Raw genomic sequence first — 26,096 nt, forward strand, 5'->3', positions numbered from 1 at the left:
ACAAAGTAAATCATTATTGAAATTTAAACCCTATACAAACATAGGATGACAACATCGTTAAAAGCTAAAAAACAAGCATAACAAATACATTTTATGGAACCCTACCTGGTAGGGAGCTGAGGCACTCGAAGCTCAACCCATATATCGATCTCTCGCAAGGTGCAGGAGATCAATACAACTCTTATATCGACCTGTCGCACCCCTGCAGGAGATCGCTACAACTCTTACATTGATCTGCTGCACCCCTGCAGGAGATCGTTAAGGCACTAAAAAACAGTGTTTTAATGTATTTTGGTAGTATTTAATAAATTGTGGTATTTTTCTACCCTCATACCGCTATGTAATGAACTCCACCAGTATCCAAAAGTTTTTATTTACTTTCCTCTTAGATGTCAAAGGGAGCTTGTCGAAGTTCTTAATCTTATAATTTTCAATTGGATTTCGACAAGCTCAATCTGACAATAGAAAATATAGAACCTATACCTACCTACAAACCTTCAAGGTTTACAAAAAAACCTTGAAGGTTTACATTTGTTTGACCACTAAACTAAAAACGTACGCCAATAAATTATTGATGCGATATGTTTTAGGGTTAAATTCTAAAAGAACAAAGCGTAAAACATATCTTTTTTACGATCTTTGGTATTCATTACACAGGCGTATTTTATGAACCGCATTCCCTTTCTGTTTTCTATCCAAATGGTATGTTTTGTTATGTATCTGCTATCTGTTAATGCTGTAGTTGCGCAAGATATTAACATGGCTTCTCAATACTTCTCGAAAGCAGACAGTCTGTTAACGCATAGAAAACCAGATAACGCTCTCGAATATTTTAATAAGGCATTTGTTATCTACACACAAGCAAACACCAGGGAACAAATTGCAAATTGCTATACCAAACTTGCCGAAACTCATAACACCAATTACAATTTTGAACAGGCATTACAAAATGAAGAAAAAGCATTAGTAATACGATTAGATATTTTTGGAGATACCCACCCAGAGGTAGCGAACTCATACACCAGCATGGGGCATATCTATAAAAATAAAGATCAGTTTGAAAAAGCGATGGAGTATTACCAAAAAGCTTTGGCAATACAACTAGATACTTTAAAAAAAGGAGATCCCCTAATAGGGGATTCTTATCATAATATTGGGACCATACGCCACATCCTTGCAGAATACGACCAGGCGTTACAGTATTACAAAAAAGCCCTAACGATACGAATCCTTGCATTTGGCAAAAAACATCCAAAAATAGCAGATAGTTATATCGATATTGGCACTACCTATTACCATCTTGGGAAATACCCACTCGCTTTAGACTACTACCATAAAGCATTACAGATAAGAAGTATTATTTTTGGTAAAACCAGCCCGGAAGTAGCCTTTTGTTATCACCATATAGGAAATATTCTTGCTAGACAAGATAGTCATGATAAGGCAATAGAATACCAAAAAAAGGCAGTATCCATTATGATAAATACCTTTGGGGAGAATCACCCTAATACTGCTTTATGTTATAAAGGTATTGGAGTTATTTATCGATATAAAGGGAATCAAAATATAGCATTACAATATTTTAACAAGGCATTATCCATTATTACTTTAAAACTTGGAAACACACATACATCCACTTCATATTTGTATAATGAAATTGGTATAATTTATGGAAAAAAAGGGTTCTACGACCAATCTTTATATTATTATCAAAAAAACCTTACTATTGATATAAAAATATATCCTAAAAAACATTCTTTCTTGGGAAGTACCTATAATAATATAGGACTTACCTATCAATTTATTGGGGAATATGACAAAGCAATATCCTACTATAAAAAAGCCACTACAAATTATATATATTCCTTAGGCAAAAATCATAGTGCGGTAGCACGTACCTATAACAATATTGCAAACACCTATAAAGCAAAAGAAGAATATGATTTAGCATTATCCTATTATCAAAAAGCTATTCAAATACGAGTTAACTCCATAGGAGAATATCATTCGAACACTTCTCATTCGTATTTTGATATTGGAGATTTATATGCCAAAAAAAAAGAATACCCTACTGCTTTAAACTATTATCAAAAAGTTTTAAAAACACATCTGCATTTACATGGAGAAAACAACTATTATACTTGTGATATCTATAATGCCATAGCAGAGGTATATACAAAACAAAAAGAGTATACTATCGCTCTGGAGTATCTACATAAAAGTATCAAAACCAGACTACAAACAGATGGCCCCCATCACCCCAGAACTGCAAAATCCTATAACCAGATTGCAGAAGTATACTACCAAATAAAAGAATATAAAAAAGCAGCATTGTATTATGATAAAGCTATTATTGCAAATACGTTGCCTGATAAAAACACTAACAACAAAAACAAAATAGACCCAACCGATTATCTGGATACCAATATTTTGCTCGTTAGCTTACATGGCAAAGCAATAACGGTACAAGAACACTACAAGCATACTAATGATCTAACAAAACTAACTGCAAGTATCCAGACCTACCAAAAAGCAGATATTTTGATTCATGATATTCGACAAAGACTGCATACATACGGAGATAAACTTACTTTTGCCAAACAAAGCAAAAAAGTATATGCAGATGCCATACAAGCACATATACTACAATACCAAGCCAATCCCCAACAACAATATCTGGAACAAGCTTTTTATTATACCGAAAAAAGTAAAGCCAACACCCTGCAAGGATTACTGGCAGAATCCAACGCTAAAAACTTTGCAGGACTACCAAAAAACATTCTGGATCTGGAAAAAAATCTAAAAGCAGAGCGTGCTTTTTACACCTCAGAGATTATAAACAAGCGATCTGAGAAAAGTGTGGACACTGCTAGGATTAGTACGTATGAAAATCAGTTGTTTGATAGTAACAAAAAACAGGATTCCCTAACCAGGGTTATAGAAACAAGTTACCCTAAATACCACCAATTAAAGTATCAAAACAACGCAATTACAGTTAGTGATATCCAGAAAAATTTAAGTAACCACACTACATTGCTAGAGTTTTTCTGTACCGATAGTATTACGTATGCATTTACGGTCTCTAAACAAAAGATAGCAGTACAGCCATTACCAACACCCAATTTACTTTCTAATATCGAAAAACTTAGAGAAACAATTATCACACAAGAGACCCCAAAATACAAAAATAGCAGCCATACACTTTATAAACAACTTATTGCCCCTATTGCCGATAAACTTGTTGGAGATGAAATTATTATTGTTCCTGATGGCCCACTTTGGCATTGCAATTTTGAGTTACTACTTACTCAAAAAGATGCTTCTAATAATCCCGCGGTGTTATCTTATTTGCTTAAAGATTACGCTATCTCGTATGCTAATTCGGCAAATGTATTATTTGGGTTAGGTAAAACAAATTCTACTTCAAAAAAACAACAAGAGTGCCTTGCTTTTTCTTTTTCAGATACTTCTACAATAGACACCAAAACGATGAGTCTGGCTACTTTAAGAGATACAAAAAGTGATTTACCCGGTACTCGTAAAGAGATTAAAGCAATTGCGGATATTATTAACGGGCAATATTATTTTGGATCTCAGGCTATAGAGGCTAATTTTAAGAAAAATGCAGGGAATTACAGTATTTTACATCTGGCACTGCATGGAGAAGTCGATAATGAACAGCCAGAAAACTCCAAGCTTTTATTCACAAAAAGCAAAGACTCTGTAGAGGATAGTTATTTATATAGTCACGAATTGTTTGCTTTGGATATCCCCGCAGAGTTAACGGTACTTAGCGCCTGTAATACGGGATCTGGTAAAATTGCAAAAGGTGAAGGGATTATAAGTTTAGGTACTGCTTTTCAATACGCAGGAACCAAAAGTTTGGTGCTTAGTAGCTGGGAGATATCCGATAGTACCACTCCAGAGTTAATGAAAAACTTTTATACCAACCTTAAAGCTGGCATGAACAAAGCCAAGGCTTTACAACAAGCAAAATTACAATACCTTGCTACTGCAAACATAAACCGAACGCAACCTTTTTATTGGGGCGGGTTTTATCTGGTAGGAGATACCACTCCTATACCTTTCGAAAACAATACAACCTGGTATTGGGGTATAGGGATTGCTATTTTAGGTATATTATTTTTTGTGGTGAGATGGCTTCTGAAGACCTTCAAGGTTTCAACAAAACCTTGAAGGTCTGGATAAAAAAAACTCTCTATATCATTCAATTTATGTAGGTTTGTTGGGATCAAAACCAATTGTTGTGTTTATGCAAATATTCTGGTTAATCTAAAAAGAAAGAATTCTATACTTTTGACACCTCTGAATTGTGCTCTGAATGCTTTTATTTTTGCATTAAAAGATTCTGCTGAAGTATTGGTACTTCGATTGATAAAATAATTTAAAATGGATCCGTAATTTATGGTTATATAGCTATCAAATTAATATGAAATGGCATAAAAGATTTTTAACGTAGAAATTCGATTTTTTACTAGAAAGATTAATGTTATTTTATGTTGATTTAGTTATAGTATTAGCTATTGTACTAAATGCTTTAAAGCCTGTTTGCTCTACATCTCCTCTGATGATAGTCCAAAAATTTTGCAGGAGTATGCAGCAAAAGATCCCAGAATTCGATTTTTTAATAGTGACAGACCTAAACTAATTCCAACACTACAAGTAGGGTACGCAGAAACCAAAGGAATATTGATTAACAGAATGGACTCTGATGATAAAATGCCCGACTATAAAATAGAAGTGCTTGTAGAAGAATGGCAAAAACACGGAAAAGGAACGGTGATTGCAGGAGGAACCGAGCATTTTGTAGATGAAGGTGTTGTAGGTGATGGGTTTCTTAAATACGAAAAATGGTTGAATGAAGTTGCCAGAACAAGCACACATTATCAAGAGATTTATAGAGAATGTGTAATCCCATCACATTGTTGGTTACTGCACAAAGAGGATTTTGATGCAGCAGGAGCTTTTGATCCAATAATATATCCAGAAGATTATGATCTCTGTTTTCGGTTTTACAGATTAGGGCTAAAGGTTGTAGGAATAGATAAAATACTACATCACTGGAGAGATCGATCTAATAGAATTTCACGCACTTGGGAAGAATACAAAGACAATCGCTATTTTGACCTTAAACTTCGCTTTTTTTATGAATTAGACAGAGATAAAACACGACCTTTGGTATTGTGGGGAGCAGGAAAAAACGGAAAAGATATGGCAAAACTATTACAATCCTATAAAGATGAATTTCATTGGGTGTGTGACAATGACAGGAAAATAGGAAAGGATATTTATGGAGTGCGATTAGCCCATTATGAAGATGCCAAAACACTAGATAATCCTCAGATAATAATTGTAGTAGCATCGCCAACAGGTAAAAAAGAAATAGAAGAATTACTTACTTCATGGAATAAAAAACCAGTTGTTGATTTTTGGTTTTTTGCGTAATGTTAGACAATCTGATAGGCTTGTGTATAAAAAACGATGTGTAATAAATTTATGTTTTTTTTAACTTATTTAACGTTGTGAAAATAGAATTAATTCAAAAAATGGCATAGAAATATCTATTTTTTTACATACCTTGTTCCTGTATGATATAATTTTTAACATCGCTTATAGGAATAATATTATATATTTGCATACAATTTTTATGAAAAAAACTATACAAAATACAAACGGGTTAGGTAAATCTCAAACTTGGGAAGTTTCTGTAGATAAAAATTCGATTTTTACTAATGATGATGTTATTGATGCTTATTTAAAAGGAAAAAAGGAAGGGGTCAAAGAAACTAAACAAATTTTCATTGATAAGTTAAATGAAAATATTAATAAGTCAGCAGTTTTTACTGAACGAATGCTGTCTTTTTTAAAAAAGAGAAAATTAAACCCCATTTCTGCTCATCTAAAAATCAAGTCATTTAATGATTTTGTGATTTTAATAACTTTGCCAGAAGATGAATTTATTTCAGAAGATTTTTTGGTAAGCTATGATTTTGCAGCAACTATCGAGGAAGAGGTAATAGATGATAAGTATTACAATGTAATGTTTATGTTCTCAGATAGAGAAGAAGATTTCAATACAAACCTATTAGTTTCTGATGGTTTTTTTATGGACTATAAAATGACTGAAGTTAATAATGCCTAAATCACATTCTCAGCACAATTTTGAAGCTTGTAAATTTTTATTAGGAGATGGTAAGTATTTAGATTGGGTAGTAACGACTGCTTTTTATTCTGCTTTGCACTTAGTTCAAGAAGAAATATTTCCTTTTAGAGATGATGAAGGTTATGAATATTCTAGTTTTGAGCAGTATTATTCTAAGACACTAGATGAAGGGGTTAAAATATCCAAACATCAATCTACAATAAAATTAGTAGAGCAAAGAATTAAAGGTGCAGGGAATTTATATCGAAATCTTCACGATTTATGCCGAACTTGTAGATATAGAAATTATCATGTGAGTCCTAAAAAAGCAAAAGTAGCTAAATCTTATCTACAGAATTAAAACCTGGATTGATCATAGTAGATTAATAATCAAATTAGTTTACTGTCTCTTCCTCTCTGCAAAATCTCCTGACTTCGCCTAGCAAGGTTTTTGGTTTTTACATAATAAATAGGTGTAATTTGAATAAACATTTTTTAAGACGTTACTAACCTAATATCTTTGTGTTGTAAGAAGAATTTAATAGCTTTTTCAAAAAACACACATGTCAGAACACACTATAAAAGTCGCAATACTCTGTTTTACAGATCAGGGAGTATCGATTGCCAAAACTTTACAACAAGAATTTTATCGTTCTAAGCTGTTTACCACAAGAACAGTAGAAACAGCAAATAAGGATATAAAACAAATCAATTCGGTATCAGAGTTGATGAAAGATTCTTTTCAGAAATATGATGCATGGATCTTTGTAGGTGCTTTAGGGATTTGTGTACGCAGTATTGCTGCTCATATCAAAGACAAAACTACAGACCCCGCAGTTATTAATGTAGATGATCAGGGCAAATTTGCACAAGCCGTACTTAGCGGTCATATAGGTAAAGCAAACGAGCTTACTACTCAAATTAGTAGAATCCTCAATGCGCAAGCGGTTATATCCACATCCGGCGATTTACAAAATCTATGGGCGCTGGATACAGTATCCAAAACCTATGGTTGGAAAACAAAAAGCTCGCTGCCTCTTAATGAAATTATATCCCTTTTTGTAAACAGAAAACCTACAGCACTAATACTTAAGATCAAAGACAAAGGGACTCAGTATTTAGAAAAAACACGTCCGGATTTTGTAGATATTTATTATTCTATAGAAGATTGTGATACAGCAAAATACAAATTAATACTATATGTAGGATATGAAATTTTACATATCGATAAGCCAATACTTTCATTTTATGCTCCATGTATAGGGTTAGGTAGTGGTTGTGCAAAAGATATAGAGCCTTCGTTATTAATTGACGGAATAGAGCAAGAACTGGTAAAACAAAATATAGCTATAGAAAGTATTGGTAGTATTGGGTCTGCAACTATTAAAAATAAAGAGCAGGCGTATCTTGATTTTTCAGAAAAATATGCCATTCCTTTTGTTACCTGTACAGGAGAAGAACTGAATACTGTAACCGTTGCCAATCCATCGGAAGTGGTAAAGAAAAAAGTTGGCGTATATGGGGTCTCTGAAGCAGCAGCAGCTATACTGGCAAAACAACAAAGTTGGCTGGTCGAAAAAACAAAAGTACTTACACCCTCCGGTAAAAAATTTACGTACGCATTAAGTTTATTGGCAGCATACGAGCGAAAAGCAAGCATTGCCATTGTAGGTGCAGGATCAGGAGATCCGGAATTGTTAACCCTAAAAGGGCAGTATATTTTAGAAAATGCAGACTGTATTTTATATGCTGGCAGTTTGGTGCCAGAAGCCTTGACCCACATGGCAAAAGAGGGAGCTTTAGTGCGAAACTCTGCCTCTATGACTTTAGAAGAGCAAATACAAATTATCGACCAATATTATGCACAAGGTAAATCTATTGTGCGCTTGCATTCTGGAGATCCTTCTATTTATGGAGCAATACAGGAGCAGATGACGATTTTTGACGAAAAAGGATATGATTATTATATCGTTCCGGGGATTTCTTCTTTTCAGGCAGCGGCAGCATATCTCAAATCAGAATTTACAATCCCAGAGGTAGCGCAAACTATAATCCTAACAAGGGGAGAAGGAAATACCCCAATGCCAGAACATGAAAAAATTGCAGATATGGCAAAATTAAGAGCTACTATGTGTATTTTTTTAAGTGTAGGGATTGCCAAAAAGATACAAGCACAACTTCTGGAGCATTATCCAGAAGATACCCCATTGGCAATATTATACAGAGTAAGTTGGGAAGATGAAGAAGTGTGGACAGGAAAGCTATCAGAATTAACAACGATTATTAAAGACAACAAACTTACCAGAACTGTTTTGATAGTGGTAGGAGAAGCAGTAGGAGCTCGAAAAAACAGATCCTGGCTGTATGATGATAAATGGAATCATATTTTCAGGAAAAAAGAAAAAGCAATACAATAGTGAAGATACTTGTTTTTGGAGGGACTACAGAAGGTAAACAAGTCGCCAAAATATTGGACGAACTAGAATATCCATATTATTATTCTACAAAAACAAAAGTAGAGTACAAGGGTAAAGGGATTTATGTATATGGAGCTATGACAACTTCCTTTTTAGAAAGCTTTTGTGTACAAAAAAAGATTACGCATATCGTTAATGCTTCACATCCTTTTGCTATAGAATTGCATAAAACAGTTTCTGATATTTCTGTAGCGATACCATTGATCCGTTTTCAAAGAAAGTTTTCTCCACGAGTAATAGATCCAAAAGTTTTTTATGTAGATAGTTTTGAAGAAGCAATACAGCATTTTAATAAAAATAAATACAATTCATTAGTAGCATTGTCTGGAGTGCAAACCATAATAAAACTAGAACCGTATTGGAAAAACCATCCTGCCTGGTTTCGTATTCTGGATAGGGATAGTTCTCGTGCAATTGCTACAGAAGCTGGTTTTCCTGCCACGAATCTGTTATTTGGGTATCCACAATCTAAAGAGGAGGAGATACACTTGTTTACTAAACTATCTCCCGATGTGGTTTTTACAAAAGAAAGCGGTAGTAATGGAAGGTTAGAAGAAAAAATAGAAGCGGCATTGTTTCTGGAAATTCCAATGGTGATTCTCAAGAGACCAAAAATATCTAATCGGTATATTTGTATAGACACTAAGGAGGAATTATCTAAAATGATTAGTGGGTAAATTTGTTTAGTAAGTAATTATAGTTAACCTCAATATTATAAAAACAAATAACAAATGGAAACAAAATTAAAATCAGAAGGGGAATGCTTTTTTTGTAAAAAAGTATATACAAAATCAGGAATCAACAGACATTTGCAGAAACATTTAGAAGCAGAAGTAACAGAAGGCAAGCCTGGTATATCTTATCTTTTAAAAATAGAGATAGATTCTTCTTGGGGTAAAAGCCCTTATTTTCTTTCTATTTGGATGGATGGAGAAGCAAAAATGAGCAATTTAGGTAATTTTTTAAGACAAATATGGTTAGAATGTTGTGGGCATATGAGTTCTTTTACGGATCCTAAAAAAAGAAACAGAGGTATGGGGTTTGATTTTTTTTGAAGCTCAAGAATTGCTAGAAAAAGGAAAAACAAAACAATATGAGATCTTAATGGAGGAATCTAATGGAGAAATACCAATGAGTAGAAAAGCAAAAAAAGTTTTCTCTAAAGGACTAAAATTGAAATATCAATATGATTTTGGTAGTACAACAGAATTAGAGGTTGTAGTGGTTGCAGAATATAAGGTGCAAGCAAGAAAAAATATTTTTTTATTGTCTAGAAACGAACCTCTCTGTATCATTTGTAGTGCTTGTGGTAAGAAAAATGCTACTCAAATTTGCGGAGAGTGTAACTATAATGAAGATGCTGAATTTTGCGAAAAATGTGCTAAAGAGCATTCAAAAAACTGTGATGCTTTTGAGGATTATGCTGCTATGGCAATAGTTAATTCTCCTCGTATGGGAGTATGTGGTTATGAAGGAGGTAGAATAGATAAAGAAAGAGATGTCTTGAAAGTGGAAAAATAGAAAATTATTTGCGTGAAGGATAGCAGTGAAAACCCCGGAGTATTGTCTGACTGAGCTTGTCGAAGGATAGATAATACGAGGAGTTGTAACGAATAGCCTGACCCAAAGGGGCACGCCAAAATACATAACAATGAATAAATACACAGAGAATCAATGCGATCCAACAACCAATAACTATTGAGCGAGTTACAAGACATACCAGACAGACCATTACGAAAAGGATATACTACAGGAGCTTGTGCTACGGCATGCACCAAAGCAGCATTATGGAGTCTGGTAACTCAAAAGGAAATTAGGGTAACTCAAATACAATTACCCATTGGAGATCTGGTAACGTTTCAAGTACAGGCAGATAGAATTACTATAAAGGATGCTGCGTATACTACCATAAAAGATGCCGGGGATGATCCGGATGTAACACATAAAGCAGAGATCATAGCGACAGTATCTCTTAACAACACAGGGGAAATTCTTTTTAAAAGAGGAAAAGGCGTTGGGTTGGTTACTTTACCGGGATTAGAAATTGCTGTTGGAGAACCGGCTATTAACCCTGTTCCCCGCGATATGATGCGTATCGTATGCAAAAAAATATTGTCGGATTACGGGTTAGAAAGTAAAGGAGTAACTATTACGATATCTGTAAAAAACGGAGAACAGTTAGCTAAGAGAACCTTAAATAGTCGTTTAGGGATTTTACACGGAATTTCGATTCTAGGAACCACAGGGGTGGTTACCCCATTTTCTGCTGCCTCGTATATTGCAAGTATTCAACAAGGAATAGATGTTGCAATTGCCAATGGCAAAACAGAGCTGCTCATAAACTCCGGAGCGCGAAGCGAAAAAATGTTGAAGGCATTATTTCCAAATATTTCCGAAATTTCATGCGTGCATTATGGCAACTGGATACAGGAAACTTTCGAGAAAATCCATCAGTCTCCACAGATCACCAAAGTATCTATGGGGATTATGCTTGGCAAAGCAGCAAAATTGGCACAAGGCATGACCAATACCCATAGTGGTAAAACTACTTGGGATAAGGATTTTATTTATGAACTTGCCATTGCAGCAGGATATCCCGATGAAATTGCTAACAAAGTTTTAGCATTAAATATGGCAGGGCGCTTACGAGAAATTTTTACTTTTAACGATCAAGAAAAATTTTACCAAAAACTAATACAACAATGCCATTATTATTGTCAGAAAATAGCACCACAGGTAACCATAACTATGTATCTGATTAATACCGATGGAACACACATATCCTATCCAATATGAACTTAATGAACCTTGCCCGGCCTTTGATTGCCGGTGTATTACACTCTTTTGAACCTGATCACATGTCAGCAGTATCTGTTTTAGCAGCAGAAAATGCCATACAAAAAAAGAAAATATCCTTTAAAACAGCTTTTACAGCATCGCAATGGGCATTTGGACATTCTGTTACCTTATTATTGTTCGGCGGGATTGCACTAGCTTTTAAAGCCGCATTAATGACCTTTGTAGAAAGTATTTCTTTTTGGGCAGAATTTTCTGTAGGGCCTATTATGATCTGGCTGGGGATAACAGCAATTAGACGAAATCATAAGATTAATGATATGATGGCAGATCATAAAAAAATAGAAGCACACGAGCATCTTACCAGTAATCCTATTCATTTGCATGGTAAAAAAGGAGAAGAAATAGCTATGAATCCTATAAACCGTTCTTTTTGGATAGGCATGTTACATGGTTTGGCAGGTACAGGAGGGGCGCTTACATCAGCATTAATTATTAGTGCAGATACTATTTCTGACGCAATTTTAATACTAATTGTAGAATCCATAGGGATTATTTTTTCTATGGCAGTGTATAGTTACGTTCTTATTTTTACGATGAGTCGTTTTATCGAGCGTAATATATCTATCTTTAAATGGATGAATGGTGTTATAGGAGTGATTTCTATACTGGCAGGATTAATGGTGTTGCAAGCAGTACTTTTTGAATAATTTTTAATTGGGGGTATTTTATACTATAAAAACACGTATACTAATCAGGATGAAATTAGTTGTCATTTTTGGGGAGAATAAGAATCCAGGATCAGATCAAAATGGTTAAATTAAAGGTTTCTAACTTAAAATGAATCAAAATGGAACAACCAAACCTGTCTGCAATACACGAATTATCTAACGGGGATAAAACTTTTGAGGAAAAAATATTTAACGTTATAAAAAGAGAGTTCCCCGAAGAAAAAGCTAAATACTTTAGTAATGTAGAAAAAGGAGAGTATATAAAAGTAGCAGAGGATGTTCATAAACTAAAACATAAGATCAGTATTTTAGGATTAGAAAAAGGGTATGAAATTGCTACCGATTATGAAAAAAACCTAAAATCAGGAACGCAGGATCTTAAAGAAGATTTTGAAAAAGTTCTGCAAATGATTACAGAGTATATACATACATTATAAATTATTTGCAGAACTTTTTTTTCCTTATTCAGGAAACCATATTTTAGGTAGCGTTAGATTTTACTTTAAAATTATAGTAATAAGCAATTTGTGCAAGTTGTCCCACGATTTTTATAGAATCTTTCATAGATAACTTAGAACCGTCGGCATGGATCCATCGTTTAAGCGGTTGCTCGCAGATATAAGAAATAGCTTTTTCTTTACCATAATGTTTACGCATTTTCATAAAAATCTCTACATCAAATAACCATTTTGTTATAAATTTTTCGCGAAACACTTCATTTACTATTTCGCGATCCATGATTTTTGCACCGCACTGCGTATCGTTAAAAGACATACCCAGAATATTTCGGATAATTAAATTAATAGTTTTGCTTATTATTTCACGTATAGATTCTTTGGTGATATTTGCTCCCATTCTGCTCATTCTGGAACCACTTACAATTTTAAACGTTGAAGATTCGATAGTTTTGACCAAATCATCAAAATCCTGAAGGTCTGTAGATAAATCTGCATCCAGATATCCTATATAATCCAATTGTGGGTCTTTGGCAAGATGAAGAACCCCCTGTCGTACAGCTTCTCCTTTTCCTCCGTTTTTTGCACAATTATAAACACTAATATTATCCTCTCTGCCTTCAGATAATTTTTTTAGCACCTCTAAAGTATTATCGGTACTGCCATCATTAACAAAACATAAATGATATCCTAAATTGCTATGGGTAAAATCAATAAATTCTTTACTTAAAAGTCGTTTTTCTTCATTATAACAGGGGATTACTACTCCTACACAATGCCTCTGTAGCATTTGTCCTTTAGAACTTTTATCTAATAGTTTTTCAGACTTTATCCCAAAAATTCTTGCTATTCGAGCAGATATTTCATTAAGGGATAATGGTTTTTTCATATAATCATCGATCCCTAAGTCAAAACCATCTATTATAGTATCCTCGTCGGTATTACCAGACATGACCAAGATCTTAACGTCAGACTTTTTTTCTTGACGAATGTTTTTAATTACTTCTAAACCAGACATGCCGTCCATGTTAATATCTACGATAACAATATCGGGTTGAAAAGTTTCAAATAATTCTAAGCCTGTTTGCCCATCGCTGGCACACTTAATAGTGTACCCCAAATCGGTAAGGTGTTTTTCTAAGGATAATAAAATAAGTTGTTGGTCATCTATTGCTAAAATTTTTTTCATGTAAATAAGTAGGTTTCTATGAGTAAAATATAAATTATAGCAATTTAGGCAGATAGGGGTTTGTAACGAATTTGCCTTTTATAAGATTAGCAATTCGTTGACATCTACATAAAAATTAAACTTGCCTTTATTTTAATAAACAATACTCAATACTATTCTAAAAATAGGGAATTATTAGCAGATAGACTTTGTGAAGTACTAAGTTTTTGTACGGATTTGTGTAGTGCCAACTAAAACTCCATAGAATTGAGGATGCAATACAGGCATTTCTGACGATTGTTCTGCGCTCTGATATAACAGAGATTTGTAATGTTAAATAATTTAAAATATAAGAACATGAAAAACGAGAAGTCAACCAGTGCACAACCAGAAAAGTCTAAATCATTTATCGATCCTAGAGATAAAGACACTCCAAAACCGGATGGAGAAGTAGCTAACACTAGCGAAGAAGGGGAAGAAACTGAAAAACCTTGGGAAAATTCTTAGAGTAAGAAAGCAAAATATAAAAGGCTTTCTATATCTTTAAAAAGAATAGGAAGCCTTTTATCTCTTTCTTTATTAACCATATTAAATATATTCTGCTACATGAAAAAAGCAAAATATTTCTCATTGCTGGCTTTTGTAACGTACCACACTTTTTTACAAAGCCAGAATTTTAAAACGATAGATAGTTTAATAATTCTGCAATCAAATCAAAAAGGAATTGCCCTTGCCAAAACTTTAAATGAACTATCTTGGGAGTATACATATAAAAATGACTCTTTAGCGATGGAGTATGCAAAACAAGCAGAAAAATTAAGTAGTACATCTGGATATATAATAGAGTTAGCAACCAGTTATATACGGCAAGGAAATATATACTTAAATTATAATGAGTTTAAAAAAGCAGAATATATCACAAAGAAAGGTTTAGAACTAGAAAAAGAGGAGAAAAATGAATTAGGGATTGCAAGAGCAAAAAGATTATTGGCAATAGTGCAAAAAAAATTAAAAAATTATGATGCTGCTATAGAACTATATCAAGAAAGTTTGGCTATCCAAAAACAACAAAAAAATCATAAAAAGATAGCGGGTTTATATAATAACATAGCCCTACTATATAAAAGTAAAAATGAATTTATAAAAGCATTGCAATATTATCATAAGAGTATAAACCTTAGAGATTCTATAGGGGATAAAAAAGGATTGATTATATCCTATAAAAATATAGGCGCGTTTTATAATGATTTAAAAAAATATGAAAGAGCACTTGTAGAATTAGAAAAAGGTCGAAAATTAGGTGTAGAACTACAAGATTCTATTCAACTATCAAGTATTCTATTAAATATGGGAGCATCTTATAATTACCTAAAACAGGTCGATTCTGCACTTATCTATTTTAACCGGAGTTTAACTATTAAAGAAAAACTTCAACTAAAAAATAAAGAAGCAATATATAATAATATTGGATCGATAAAAGAGAAAAAAAATGAGTTAGATGAAGCTATAAATCTTTATAACAAAAGTATTACAGTAGCAACAGAAAACAAAAATGAAATACAATTAATAGATGCTTACTATAATATAGGTAGAACATATAAGAAAAAGAAACAATACACGAAAGCATTAGACTACTATTTTAAAGCATTAGCATTAGCAGAAAAACATAAAAAAGAATATCGAATATTAGATATTTTATCGGGTATAGGAAAAGTGTATGAGCTTCTAGAAGATTATGAGAATGCAAACCTGTATAATGAAAGACATATTGTTATAAGAAATCAGCTCGAAGCCCAGGCCAGAAAAGCAGCAGCAGCAATACAAACGTTACATTATGAACGAAGCAAAAACAAAATTTTACAGATAGAAAAAGGAAAGTTAGAAGTAGAAAGTAAACAAAAAACAATACAACTTATAGCATTAATTACAGGTAGTACCTTATTGTTACTATTATTTTTTGTGCTATTCAAATTCTACAGACAAAAAAAGCAAAAGGAAATAGCCATACAAAACGAAAAAATAAAACAGGGAGAAATAGAAGAATTACTAAAAACTCAAGAGTTAAAGTCTATACATGCTATGATTGATGGGCAAGAAAAAGAACGAAAACGTATTGCCCAAGATCTGCATGACCGATTAGGGAGTATGCTATCGGTAGTAAAAATCCATTACAAATCTGTAGAAGAAAATCTGGAAAAAATGAAAGCAGATTCTAAAATGCAATATGAAAAAGCAAATGAATTGTTGGATCAAGCATGTGTTGCAGTTCGAGAAATATCGCACAATATGGTATCAGGCGTATTAACTAAGTTTGGACTGATCCCTGCGTTACATGAACTAAAACAAAATCTGGAAAGTACAGGAGAGTTAGAAATAGAACTTATAGATTATGGATTTGATGATCGAATGGATAATGACATGGAAATTAATATTTACAGGATTATTCAGGAATTGATAGGCAATATATTAAAGCACGCCAATGCAAAAGAAATTAGTATTCAGTTACTAAAAAAAGAAACCAGGATTAATATTACGGTTATCGATGATGGGGTTGGTTTTGATACCGATAAGATAATAAGCTTTTCTGGTATGGGAATTAAAGGAATACAATCCAGAGTAGAAAATTTACAAGGCGAAGTAATCTTTGATTCGGGTAAAGGAAATGGCACTACAGTCACCATTAATATACCTATGAATTAATAAAAATATATAGATATGACACTTTCTAAAAATATAAATGTTCTTATAGTAGACGATCATCAAATCGTTATAGATGGAATACGTTCCTTATTAAAAAGCAGTACTCACATTCATATTGTAGGAGAAGCCCTTAACGGAAAAGAAGCCTTGGAAATACTGGATAAAAAAACAGTAGATGTTATTATTCTGGATATCGAAATGCCTGTGATGAATGGTATAGAGGTAACCAAAATAGTAAAAGAAAAATATACAGATACCAAAGTGTTGATCCTAACGATGTATGATACTCCAGAATTTGTACAACAAGCTATAGAGATCGATGCAGACGGATATATCTTAAAAAACAGAGGAGCCGAAGAATTAGAATGTGCATTGCAAGCATTAACCAACGGAGAAGAGTATTTTGGAAAAGACGCAAACAAAGCGCTGCGATCCGGGGTGCGAAGAAAAAAGAACAGGGATAAAAATGAAATACAACTTACCAAACGAGAAAAAGAAGTCTTAAAGTTAATCGCAGAAGGAAAAACGACACCTCAGATTTCAGATCAGCTATGTATAGCCCCTAGTACCGTAGAAACACACCGGCGTAATCTTATAGAAAAAACACAAGTAGAAAACTCTTCCAGAGGATTGATTAAGTTTGCAATCGAAAATAAGTATGTCTAGTACTTTATACTATTTTCCTTTGCCTTGTCCTTCCAGCGTATACAGGAATCCATAAGAGTGATTTTCGTTTTGTCATTCCAGTGTAAACTGGAATCCATGAGAGTGATTGTTGCACCATACTGGATTCCAGATCAAGTCTGGAATGACAGGGCATGTTTTTGATTTGTCATTCCAGTGTAGGGTGGATTCCATAAGGGGATTGTCTTTGATTTGTCATTCCAGTGCAAACTGGAATCCATAAGGGGATTGTTGCTCCATACTGGATTCCAGATCAAGTTTGGAATGACAGGGCTTGTTTTGATTTGTCATTCCAGTGTAGGCTGGAATCCATAAGAGTATTGTTGCTCCCCACAGTGGATTCCAGATCAAGTCTGGAATGACAGAGCTTGTCTTTGATTTGTCCTTCCAGTGTAAACTGGAATCCATGAGAGTGATTGTTGCACCATACTGGAATCCAGATCAAGTCTGGAATGACAGGGCATGTTTTTGATTTGTCATTCCAGCCCTTCGATTCTACTCAGGATAAACTATGGCTGGAATCCATAAGGGGATTGTTGCTCCATACTGGATTCCAGATCAAGTCTGTAATGACAGCGTTTGTCTTTGTTTTGTCATTCCAGTGCAAACTGGAATCCATAAGGGGATTGTTGCTCCCCACAGTAGATTCCAGATCAAGTCTGGAATGACAGGGCTTGTTTTTGATTTGTCTTTCTAGTGTAGACTGGAATCCATAAGGGGATTGTTGCTCCCCACAGTAGATTCCAGATCAAGTCTGGAATGACAGGGCTTGTTTTTGATTTGTCTTTCTAGTGTAGACTGGAATCCATAAGGGTATTGTTGCTCCCCACAGTGGATTCCAGATCAAGTCTGGAATGACAGAGCTTGTTTTTGATTTGTCCTTCCAGCCCTTCGATTCTGCTCAGGATAAACTATGGCTGGAATCCATGAGAGTGATTGTTGCACCATACTGGATTCCAGATCAAGTCTGGAATGACAGGGCTTGTTTTCGTTTTGTCATTCCAGTGTAAACTGGAATCCATAAAGGTATTGTTGCTCCCCACAGTAGATTCCAGATCAAGTCTGGAATGACAGAGCTTGTCTTTGATTTGTCATTCCAGTGTATACTGGAATCCATAAGGGGATTGTTGCTCCATACTGGATTCCAGATCAAGTCTGGAATGACAGGGCTTGTTTTCGTTTTGTCATTCCAGTGTAAACTGGAATCCATAAGGGGATTGTTGCTCCATAAGACTGATTGTTGTTCCCCACTAGAGCCCCGAAAGGATCCACAGTACGTTCGTATGCTCTGTATATTTATAAATATCCCCAATTCTGAGGATAAAAATTCCACAATACTACGGTTTTACAGCAAACTTTATAGTCTCAATTTTGTAAGTATAAATAACTAATATACTTATAATGAAAAGCTTGCAAATTCAATATTCTAAAGAAGTAGCCCGTGAATTAGGAAAGATAGCAGTCTATCTTCCTGGAGAAGAAATCGAAGTAGGGGATATTCTAACCTTTCCTTACGGAAAAAAAGGATTTCTAAAGAAAACAGCACCTTTAGGTAGTTTTCAGAAAATCACCAATCTCAAAAATCTGGGGATACATACTATAAAAACACAACAATCTAAAACGCCCGACTCCTATCGTTTTACAAGTAAACAAGCGGTTCAATTTCAATTTGGGGCAGGGGGTAATGCCGATTTAAGCAGCTCTGTATTGCCCAAAGCCAATGCAGAGTTGCAGATCAAACTATCTGCAGAAGGCGCTATTTGTTTTTTTGCCCTTCATTGTTCAAAAACCTCTCTGGATGACATCATGGCTCTGGAAAATGAAATCAATACCAAAGGAAAAAATATGGTATGGGAGGACACCTATCTGGTTACTTCTGTAACCATTGCCCAAAAAGCATTGATTATACAATCCAATAGCAGCTCTTCAGAACTTATCCTGGGAGGAGATGTGCAAGGCTTGCAATCGGGTAATCTGATAAACGTAAAGGCAGATGCCAAAATTCATATCAAAAAACAAACAGGCGATATGCTGGTAAAAGACTGGTCAGACGATGTAACGGTCTTTATGGACTTGATGAGGTTTGAAAAAGAAATTTTTGGAACCGAAACCAAAAGTACCCCTTTTGCATCCAAAATATTAGACAACGATACTATACGATTACAAGCTGTTTCAGCATCAGAATTAACAGAAGATACACTATAGTACATAGATATAAACCAAAAAATTATACCCATGAAAAGAGCATTAATCGTAGGCATAAATCATTATGAAAAAGCGCCGTTAAAAGGATGCATTAAAGATGCAGAAAAAATATACAAAGTATTAGCAACCAATGAAGACGGCTCTCCCAATTTTGATTGTAAACCACTAACCAGTACAGAAGACCCTAAATATCCAATAACAGTTTCTGTTTTAAAGAAGCATATTCACGATCTGTTTAACCAGGAAGCAGAAATCGCAGTGCTTTATTTCTCGGGTCATGGGGCAAGTACCAATATCGGTAGTTATCTGGTTACGCAAGATGCAGACAAATTTGATGAAGGGGTTTCTTTAGAAGAAATTATTGTAATGGCCAATTCTTCAAAAGTAAAAGAAGCCATCATAATTTTAGACGCTTGTTATAGCGGTAACCTGGGAAATGCAAAAGAATTTGGCAATAGAAAAGCAGTATTACGCGAAGGGGTTTCTGTACTTACCGCCAGTAGGGATACACAATTTGCAGTAGAACGAAACGGATCCGGATTATTTACTTCGATCATTTACGAAGCAATGAACGGAGGGGCTTCGGATATTTTAGGAAAAATCACGGTAGCAGGAGTCTATTACTACACAGATCAATTATTAAACTCCTGGGAGCAGCGTCCCGTTTTTAAAACACACACTTCCAAAATGATTCCATTAAGAAATTGTTCCCCAAAGATTCCTTTGGAAATCCTTAGAAAACTACCCGTTTATTTTGAAGAAAGAGAACAAGAGCTTCCATTAAATCCCCTGTATGAAGCCAGTATAGAACCAAGAAATGAGGTGTTCGAAAAGATCATGACACACCTGCGGATGTTTCATGTCAATGGGCTTTTATTACCTGTGGGTACACCGTTTATGTACAATGCCGCCAAGGATGGCAAAACATGTGAGCTAACCAATTTGGGTAAGTTTTACTGGGACTTAGTACACAAAAAACTACTGTAAAACAAAAGTTAAAACCCCATAGGAGTAAGGAAAGGACACTAAACTAATATACGCTAACCATCAAAAAAATATAGATGAAAAATATATTCAACCCCTATAAATGGATCAGTTTTATTATTGCGGTAGGAGTTCCACAACTGGTATATATAATTTTAAAAGAAAGTAGTGGACTTACAGGAGCAATGGCAATTACACATACCCTTAAATTGGTGGGTTTTAATGTGCACATGGAAGTAGGGATAAGAGTATTGATTATCCTTGGGATACTCTCTTTTATACTGTCAGAATGGGCCATTGTTGCATACTACAAATCGAAAATAGAAAGGGATATAACCAATCAAAAACTAAATAGTGTATTAAAAGTACTCTGTTTAATAGAAAGTTATAGCATACCGGTATCCTTAAAAAAGAAACTAAAAACCTATTATTTATAAAACACATGAATACTATAGAAAAAAAGAACATAGCACAAGAAATCTCTTTGTATCTGTTTGCCAAATACGAGACAAAGGATATCTTAAAAAAAATGCAGCAATATAACGTGAATATCCCGAAGGGAACTGATATAAAACGACAACAGATCACCAACATCTTATTAGAGCAAGAAGAGCACATTTTAAAAAATATACAAAACCAAGAAAATATAAGACCAACGGTGGTACTTACTGCTCTTGGCAAAAATCCGGAACCAGTTTCTCATGAACCTATCGGACCAAAAAAGATATTTATAAGCCATTCTAAAAAAGATCTGGTTTATGTACAGGAGATAATCAATATTTTGGACCTCATAGGGGTAGAGAGCAATAGGATATTTTGTAGCTCTTATGAAGGGTATGGAAATCCTTTGGGGGCAAACTATCTGGATGCTTTAAAAAAAGAGTTACAAGGGGATGTCCTAGTGATGTTTATGCTGTCGCATAATTTTTTTGATAGCAAAATAGGGCTTTGTGAGATGGGGGCAGTATGGATACTGGCGCAAGAGCAGATACCGATATACATTCCTCCTTTTACAGCAGAAGATGTAAAAGGGGTCTTTCCCGCAGTACAAGGGATGCATATAAATAACAGAACACAACTCCTTCTATTAAAAGCACGAATAGAAAAAGAATTCAATATACAAAAACGTATCCTTGAAGTACGATGGCACCAACAAATTGAGAGATCTCTTAAAGTAATAGATACCGAGATAAAACAAACCCTCTCCTAAAACAACATCACCTTAAAACCAATAGATATGATTACCAAATACAGTTCACTACTATGTGCTTGCCTGTTAGTAATTGCAGTTTTACACCTTCCTATATCCTACTATACATTTCTTAGAATAGTAGTTACGTTGGGGGCAACCCTGGTAATTATAAAAAGTAGCGTTGCAAAAGAATATGTGTGGATAGCAATTTTTGTGGTAATAGCAATAGTGTTTAATCCATTTTTTCCCATATACCTGTATCAAAAAACAAAATGGCTATGGGTAGACCTGCTCGCAGCACTATTATTTCTTATAGATCTATATCCCCGTAAATCCAAAGAAAAGAAACCATACAAAAAACAAACGATTCGCAAATATGACCGGGATAGGATCTATTAGACAGTCTACTAAAATCCATATACCGGTTTTGATAAAAAATTATAATGCATCATAAAAAAATAAACAGACATGAACTTATTACAACATTTAACCAAAAATAAAGAAGAAATGCAATCTGTAAACGGAGCCGTGATCCCGGTGGATACTACAAATCAACTAACAGCAGCTTATGAAGATTCTAAAGCTTGCGGAGGCAGAACACCTAATTTAAAATCCTCTTTAGAAACATTGTACGAACAATTTTTTACTAAAATAAAAAAGGATACTATAGAACAACAAGAATTAAAACAACCATACATTACCGAGTTAGAAGGGCTAACTGTAAAGCTATCCAATAAAGAAGAAGAAATTAAAAGATCAGAAAAGAAGTTGGATGAGGTGCAAGTAGAGATAAACAGTTTACAGGAAGAAATATTAAAAACCAAGAGCAACCAGGAAAGTTTAGAAGAAATTAGACCAAAATCCAATATCAAATTATGGATAGGATTAGCATTTCTAATTCCGTTAAGTATTTACATATTCATATTTTATATCTCTACTTCATATTCTGCATTTTTTAAAACTTTTGATCCTAATATTAATCTTTTTAGTAGTGTTTTTGAAGCTAATGCTTTAAATAAAGCATTAGATGATGGACCATTAGAGGCAGGATTTGTTTTTTTAATTCCCTTTGTGTTTTTCTCGTTGGGATACTTGATTCACATGTTTTGGAGCCAAAAAAAGTTAAGTAGTTATATAAAAGTTGTAGGACTGTTGTTACTTACCTTTTCATTTGATGCTATTCTTGCATACCTAATTGATCAAAAAGAATATGATTTTAATAAAACCCCAAGCTCGCCAGAATTTACAATAGCAAGTGCCATTCAGGATCCTACTTTTTGGCTGATCATTTTTGCAGGTTTCGTGTCCTATCTGGTATGGGGGCTTGTTTTTGATATGGTAATGATAGAGAACACCAAGAGAAATGTTAAAGAGTTCCTTAAGAAGAATTTAAAAGAAAAAATAAATCAGAAAAGAAAACAGTTTTTTAAAATCAAAGATACGGTAGAAGATGATGAGAATGAGATTGGAGCATTTAAAGTTAGAGCCAAAGAGTTAGAATGTATTATCGAAGGGTTTATTCTTCCAATTCAAAATTATAAAGTATTTGCAATAGAATATCTAAAAGGCTGGCAAAAATATATTGCAGCAGAATTACCCATGGGACAGGATGAAAAAATGACATTGCTACGAGAGTGTGAAACTGTTTATCAATCTCATATAAAAGAGCTGGATTTAGTAGCCGATGATTACCAAAATAAAGTATTTACCAAAACAATGTAATAAAACCAAAACCATATAAATAATGAAAGCAGTATCTATTTTTATAATAACCGTTATATGTCTGTTGTCTGGCTGTAGAAGTGAAGAAATCAAAGATAAATCGGTATCAAAAGTTAAGGAAGAACCCAAGAGGATAAAGAAAACTTTGGACAGTCTCAATGTTAGCATATTATTAGACTTATCCGATAGGATTGGATATTCTAATCAAAAGGAAAGCGATCTGAAGCATGTACTACATATCGCTGAAATTTTTCAAAACCATGTATTGCATAAACCATCTAACAGGTTAGAGGATCATGTACAGGTTTTTTTTGAACCCGACCCGCACCCGGGCAATACAGATACTGTTGCAGCCCAGTTAAAATTTGATATTACCAGAAATTCGACCAAAGAAACAATGATATCTATTGAAAAAAAGTATAGAGAATTTACCCCTCAATTATATGAATGGGCAAAAGAGAGTTCGGATAGCAAAGAAGGAGCAGATATATGGCGTTTTTTTAAGGACAATGTCAGGGATTATTGTATAGAAGAAAATCATAGAAACATTTTAATTATTCTTACCGATGGCTATCTGTATCATAAAGGGAACACTCTTGAAAAAGGAAAAAGAACCACAAGGATTAATCAAAAATTACTGAACAGTTCTGTGTTAAATAAAAATGACTGGAAAACTACCATTGAAAAAAACAATATGGGAATTCTTTGGGAAGAAGGAGAATTAAAAAATTTGGAAGTCCTTGTTCTGGGAATAGATAAACACGATCACAAAAACCCTTATGCAGAAGATATCATAAAATATTACTGGAGTAAGTGGTTTATAGAAATGGGCGTTGAAAAATATAAAATAAAAAGTAGCGACACCCCTATATATCTCAAAAAAGTGATCCACGATTTTATCCTGAACAAATAGTACTACCTATATACTACATACCAATGAAACTCTTTTTACGCTATTGGCTGTCAAATGATGAGAATCCCAAAAAATACCTGATAGATCTTTTTATAACAGCCATCATTTTTATATCTATTCTGTTAGTATGTATAGAAAGTGTAAAAGGAGAGCTGCCTTATAACCTGGTTCTTGTAGATCATGGTATCCTTATAATTTTTGTTATAGAGTACCTGGCACGTTTTTATATCTGTAGTAATTTCAGAAAAGACTATAAAGAAAAAGGGGTTTCTTTTGCTGTAAAACAAAAAATCGAATGGATGCTTAGATGGTCCTCGATTATAGACTTTTTAGCAATCTTGCCTGCCATATATTACTTTAAGACTTTTAGAATACTAAAATATTTGAGATTGCTTAGGATAATACGCCTTTTTAAAGCATTCAAAATCATAAGGGATATACATAAACTGGTTATTATTCTTAGGGGGATGCGAGAAGAAAACAGGGTGTTCTATATATTTTTTACTGCAACAGTCATTTTATTATTAACCACCTCCTTTGGTTTATATATTTCAGAAAACCCTTATGGAGATCAGGAATTCTCATCCTATACAGATACCCTGCTGTATTCGTTAAAAACAATAGAGTTAATGGATGATACCCCAACTACTGGTATAGGTAAGATTTTATCAGGACTTCTGCTGGTATCTAATATGGCCATTTTTGGCTTTTTTATTTCAATAACTATTAATAAAATAAAACGTGTCATGGATACACTAACTTCAGGAAAAATTCAAAAACTAAATCTTACAGATCATACCATAATATGCGGATATACCAAGTCCTCTCAAAATGTTATAGAAGACCTGTTAAAAGACAAAAAAAATCATAACAATGTAGTATTGGTTACTACCAAGAAAGTAGAAGATATATCCGGGGTTATCTACGTAAATGCAGACTACACAGAATATAAAACTCTTGAAAAAGTAAATATAAACAAAGCAAAAAATGCAATAGTATTTGCCGAATCAGGAGAACATGATACTATAAGAGATATAGATTTGCGAACTGTAATGACGATATTTCATATAGAAAAAAATGCACCCCACGTACACACGATAGCCGAAATAAATGACGAGCAGAATGCAGAAATTATACAAGATAAAATCAATGGAGATGAGATTATTTATAAAGAGTTGATCGATGCCAAAATTATAGGCAGTTGTATAAAAAACCCTAATATATCAGCTCTGTTTTATGCACTTTTTGAAAATAGGGGAGAGTGTATTCAAAACACTACTTTAACAGACCTTAAGATTACGACCCCAGTAGATGTAAAAAAAATAAAGCATCTTTTTATAGAACAGGATAAAACATTTTTGGGGATCATAGATAAGTACAATAAAGCCTATCTGTCTCCGCCCAATACCATGATGATTAGCAGTAATTGTCAATTAATTTATATTTGATGATATAAGCTCCTTTCGATTTGTCCTTCCCGCATCTCTGATTTGTCCTTCCAGTGTATACTGGAATCCATAAAGGTATTGTTGCTCCACACAGTAGATTCCGGATCAAGTCTGGAATGACAGGGCTTGTTTTCGATTTGTCCTTCCCGCATCTCTGATTTGTCCTTCCAGCGTAGGCTGGAATCCAGATCAAGTCTGGAATGACAGAGCTTGTTTTTGATTTGTCCTTCCCGCATCTCTGATTTGTCATTCCAGTGTATACTGGAATCCATAAGGGTATTGTTGCTCCACACTGCATTCCAGATCAAGTCAGGAATGACAGGGCTTGTTTTGATTTGTTCTTCCCGCATCTCTGATTTGTCATTCCAGTGTATACTGGAATCCATAAGGGTATTGTTGCTCAACACTGGATTTCAGATCAAGTCTGGAATGGCAGGACTTGTTTTCGATTTGTCCTT

At 34.1% G+C, this 26,096-nt stretch carries 26 protein-coding genes and 1 pseudogene; 22 read left to right on the forward strand and 5 right to left on the reverse strand.

Features of this window, described 5'->3' with window-relative positions; all coding sequences use genetic code 11:
- Positions 1 to 666 precede the first annotated feature (666 nt).
- Entirely contained in the window at positions 667 to 4,197 is a 3,531-nt protein-coding gene (locus ACZIYX_RS20910; RefSeq protein WP_462684205.1) for a CHAT domain-containing protein, read from the forward strand.
- A 74-nt stretch (positions 4,198 to 4,271) separates the two neighbouring features.
- On the opposite strand, the pseudogene ACZIYX_RS20915 reads toward ACZIYX_RS20910, so the two are convergent.
- Positions 4,272 to 4,415 (reverse strand): annotated as a pseudogene (locus tag ACZIYX_RS20915) (transposase); the annotation flags it as partial.
- Positions 4,416 to 4,569: 154 nt separating this feature from the next.
- Here ACZIYX_RS20915 and ACZIYX_RS20920 point away from each other — a divergent pair.
- The 10 genes from ACZIYX_RS20920 (at position 4,570) to ACZIYX_RS20965 (ending at position 12,604) form a co-directional block, all read left to right on the forward strand.
- Positions 4,570 to 5,466, forward strand: a complete 897-nt coding sequence (locus ACZIYX_RS20920) for a glycosyltransferase family 2 protein (protein WP_462684206.1) — start codon at positions 4,570 to 4,572, stop codon at positions 5,464 to 5,466.
- 202 nt (positions 5,467 to 5,668) lie between these two features.
- The gene (locus tag ACZIYX_RS20925; RefSeq protein WP_462684207.1) at positions 5,669 to 6,163 is read left to right on the forward strand and encodes a hypothetical protein; all 495 of its coding nucleotides are present in this window, start codon (positions 5,669 to 5,671) and stop codon (positions 6,161 to 6,163) included.
- The gene (locus ACZIYX_RS20930) at positions 6,156 to 6,524 is read left to right on the forward strand and encodes a hypothetical protein (RefSeq protein WP_462684208.1); all 369 of its coding nucleotides are present in this window, start codon (positions 6,156 to 6,158) and stop codon (positions 6,522 to 6,524) included. Before ACZIYX_RS20925 ends, ACZIYX_RS20930 begins: the two co-directional genes overlap by 8 nt.
- A gap of 202 nt (positions 6,525 to 6,726) precedes the next feature.
- Complete coding sequence (gene cobM / locus ACZIYX_RS20935; protein WP_462684209.1) at positions 6,727 to 8,580, forward strand: precorrin-4 C(11)-methyltransferase; 1,854 nt, start codon at positions 6,727 to 6,729, stop codon at positions 8,578 to 8,580.
- Positions 8,580 to 9,317 carry a precorrin-6A/cobalt-precorrin-6A reductase gene (locus ACZIYX_RS20940; RefSeq protein WP_462684210.1) on the forward strand — a complete coding sequence of 246 codons (738 nt, stop codon included), beginning with the start codon at positions 8,580 to 8,582 and terminating at the stop codon, positions 9,315 to 9,317. The genes cobM and ACZIYX_RS20940 overlap by 1 nt, the downstream gene beginning before the upstream one ends.
- Before the next feature lie 54 nt (positions 9,318 to 9,371).
- The gene (locus tag ACZIYX_RS20945) at positions 9,372 to 9,695 is read left to right on the forward strand and encodes a hypothetical protein (protein WP_462684211.1); all 324 of its coding nucleotides are present in this window, start codon (positions 9,372 to 9,374) and stop codon (positions 9,693 to 9,695) included.
- The gene (locus tag ACZIYX_RS20950; protein WP_462684212.1) at positions 9,682 to 10,161 is read left to right on the forward strand and encodes a hypothetical protein; all 480 of its coding nucleotides are present in this window, start codon (positions 9,682 to 9,684) and stop codon (positions 10,159 to 10,161) included. Before ACZIYX_RS20945 ends, ACZIYX_RS20950 begins: the two co-directional genes overlap by 14 nt.
- A 177-nt stretch (positions 10,162 to 10,338) precedes the next feature.
- Complete coding sequence (locus ACZIYX_RS20955; protein WP_462684213.1) at positions 10,339 to 11,436, forward strand: cobalt-precorrin-5B (C(1))-methyltransferase; 1,098 nt, start codon at positions 10,339 to 10,341, stop codon at positions 11,434 to 11,436.
- Positions 11,433 to 12,146, forward strand: a complete 714-nt coding sequence (locus ACZIYX_RS20960) for a hypothetical protein (RefSeq protein WP_462684214.1) — start codon at positions 11,433 to 11,435, stop codon at positions 12,144 to 12,146. Before ACZIYX_RS20955 ends, ACZIYX_RS20960 begins: the two co-directional genes overlap by 4 nt.
- A 140-nt stretch (positions 12,147 to 12,286) precedes the next feature.
- Complete coding sequence (locus ACZIYX_RS20965) at positions 12,287 to 12,604, forward strand: Hpt domain-containing protein (protein ID WP_462684215.1); 318 nt, start codon at positions 12,287 to 12,289, stop codon at positions 12,602 to 12,604.
- A 43-nt stretch (positions 12,605 to 12,647) separates the two neighbouring features.
- Here ACZIYX_RS20965 and ACZIYX_RS20970 read toward each other — a convergent pair whose 3' ends face one another.
- Entirely contained in the window at positions 12,648 to 13,811 is a 1,164-nt protein-coding gene (locus tag ACZIYX_RS20970) for a response regulator (protein ID WP_462684216.1), read from the reverse strand.
- A gap of 336 nt (positions 13,812 to 14,147) precedes the next feature.
- Between ACZIYX_RS20970 and ACZIYX_RS20975 the strand changes: the two genes are divergently transcribed.
- From ACZIYX_RS20975 to ACZIYX_RS20985, 3 genes are all read left to right on the forward strand, one after another.
- A complete protein-coding gene (locus ACZIYX_RS20975; RefSeq protein WP_462684217.1) occupies positions 14,148 to 14,297 on the forward strand; it encodes a hypothetical protein in 150 nt (49 codons plus the stop codon).
- 99 nt (positions 14,298 to 14,396) lie between these two features.
- Positions 14,397 to 16,490 (forward strand): tetratricopeptide repeat-containing sensor histidine kinase, encoded by a 2,094-nt coding sequence (locus ACZIYX_RS20980; RefSeq protein ID WP_462684218.1) that lies wholly within the window; start codon positions 14,397 to 14,399, stop codon positions 16,488 to 16,490.
- Between the two features lie 15 nt (positions 16,491 to 16,505).
- Positions 16,506 to 17,156 carry a response regulator transcription factor gene (locus tag ACZIYX_RS20985; protein ID WP_462684219.1) on the forward strand — a complete coding sequence of 217 codons (651 nt, stop codon included), beginning with the start codon at positions 16,506 to 16,508 and terminating at the stop codon, positions 17,154 to 17,156.
- A 213-nt stretch (positions 17,157 to 17,369) separates the two neighbouring features.
- On the opposite strand, the gene ACZIYX_RS20990 is transcribed toward ACZIYX_RS20985, so the two are convergent.
- Both ACZIYX_RS20990 and ACZIYX_RS20995 read right to left on the reverse strand, forming a co-directional pair.
- The gene (locus ACZIYX_RS20990) at positions 17,370 to 17,582 is read right to left on the reverse strand and encodes a hypothetical protein (protein ID WP_462684220.1); all 213 of its coding nucleotides are present in this window, start codon (positions 17,580 to 17,582) and stop codon (positions 17,370 to 17,372) included.
- A gap of 553 nt (positions 17,583 to 18,135) precedes the next feature.
- Positions 18,136 to 18,384: a hypothetical protein gene (locus ACZIYX_RS20995; RefSeq protein WP_462684221.1), complete on the reverse strand. Its 249-nt coding sequence runs from the start codon at positions 18,382 to 18,384 to the stop codon at positions 18,136 to 18,138.
- Between the two features lie 191 nt (positions 18,385 to 18,575).
- Here ACZIYX_RS20995 and ACZIYX_RS21000 point away from each other — a divergent pair, with 191 nt between their 5' ends.
- The 8 genes from ACZIYX_RS21000 to ACZIYX_RS21035 all read left to right on the forward strand — a co-directional run bounded on the left by ACZIYX_RS21000 (position 18,576) and on the right by ACZIYX_RS21035 (position 25,638).
- Positions 18,576 to 19,379, forward strand: coding sequence for a hypothetical protein (locus ACZIYX_RS21000; RefSeq protein ID WP_462684222.1), 804 nt, complete (start codon positions 18,576 to 18,578; stop codon positions 19,377 to 19,379).
- Positions 19,380 to 19,409: 30 nt separating this feature from the next.
- Entirely contained in the window at positions 19,410 to 20,366 is a 957-nt protein-coding gene (locus ACZIYX_RS21005) for a caspase family protein (protein ID WP_462684223.1), read from the forward strand.
- Between the two features lie 74 nt (positions 20,367 to 20,440).
- Positions 20,441 to 20,800 carry a hypothetical protein gene (locus ACZIYX_RS21010; RefSeq protein WP_462684224.1) on the forward strand — a complete coding sequence of 120 codons (360 nt, stop codon included), beginning with the start codon at positions 20,441 to 20,443 and terminating at the stop codon, positions 20,798 to 20,800.
- A gap of 5 nt (positions 20,801 to 20,805) precedes the next feature.
- Positions 20,806 to 21,573, forward strand: coding sequence for a hypothetical protein (locus ACZIYX_RS21015; protein ID WP_462684225.1), 768 nt, complete (start codon positions 20,806 to 20,808; stop codon positions 21,571 to 21,573).
- 27 nt (positions 21,574 to 21,600) lie between these two features.
- Positions 21,601 to 21,954: a DUF6804 family protein gene (locus tag ACZIYX_RS21020; protein ID WP_462684226.1), complete on the forward strand. Its 354-nt coding sequence runs from the start codon at positions 21,601 to 21,603 to the stop codon at positions 21,952 to 21,954.
- A 69-nt stretch (positions 21,955 to 22,023) separates the two neighbouring features.
- Entirely contained in the window at positions 22,024 to 23,277 is a 1,254-nt protein-coding gene (locus ACZIYX_RS21025) for a coiled-coil domain-containing protein (RefSeq protein WP_462684227.1), read from the forward strand.
- 22 nt (positions 23,278 to 23,299) lie between these two features.
- A complete protein-coding gene (locus ACZIYX_RS21030; protein WP_462684228.1) occupies positions 23,300 to 24,190 on the forward strand; it encodes a hypothetical protein in 891 nt (296 codons plus the stop codon).
- A 23-nt stretch (positions 24,191 to 24,213) separates the two neighbouring features.
- Complete coding sequence (locus tag ACZIYX_RS21035) at positions 24,214 to 25,638, forward strand: ion transporter (protein WP_462684229.1); 1,425 nt, start codon at positions 24,214 to 24,216, stop codon at positions 25,636 to 25,638.
- On the opposite strand, the gene ACZIYX_RS21040 is transcribed toward ACZIYX_RS21035, so the two are convergent.
- Positions 25,629 to 26,024, reverse strand: coding sequence for a hypothetical protein (locus ACZIYX_RS21040; protein ID WP_462684230.1), 396 nt, complete (start codon positions 26,022 to 26,024; stop codon positions 25,629 to 25,631). The genes ACZIYX_RS21035 and ACZIYX_RS21040 overlap by 10 nt on opposite strands.
- Positions 26,025 to 26,096 lie beyond the last annotated feature (72 nt).

The organism is Aquimarina sp., assembly GCF_977115655.1.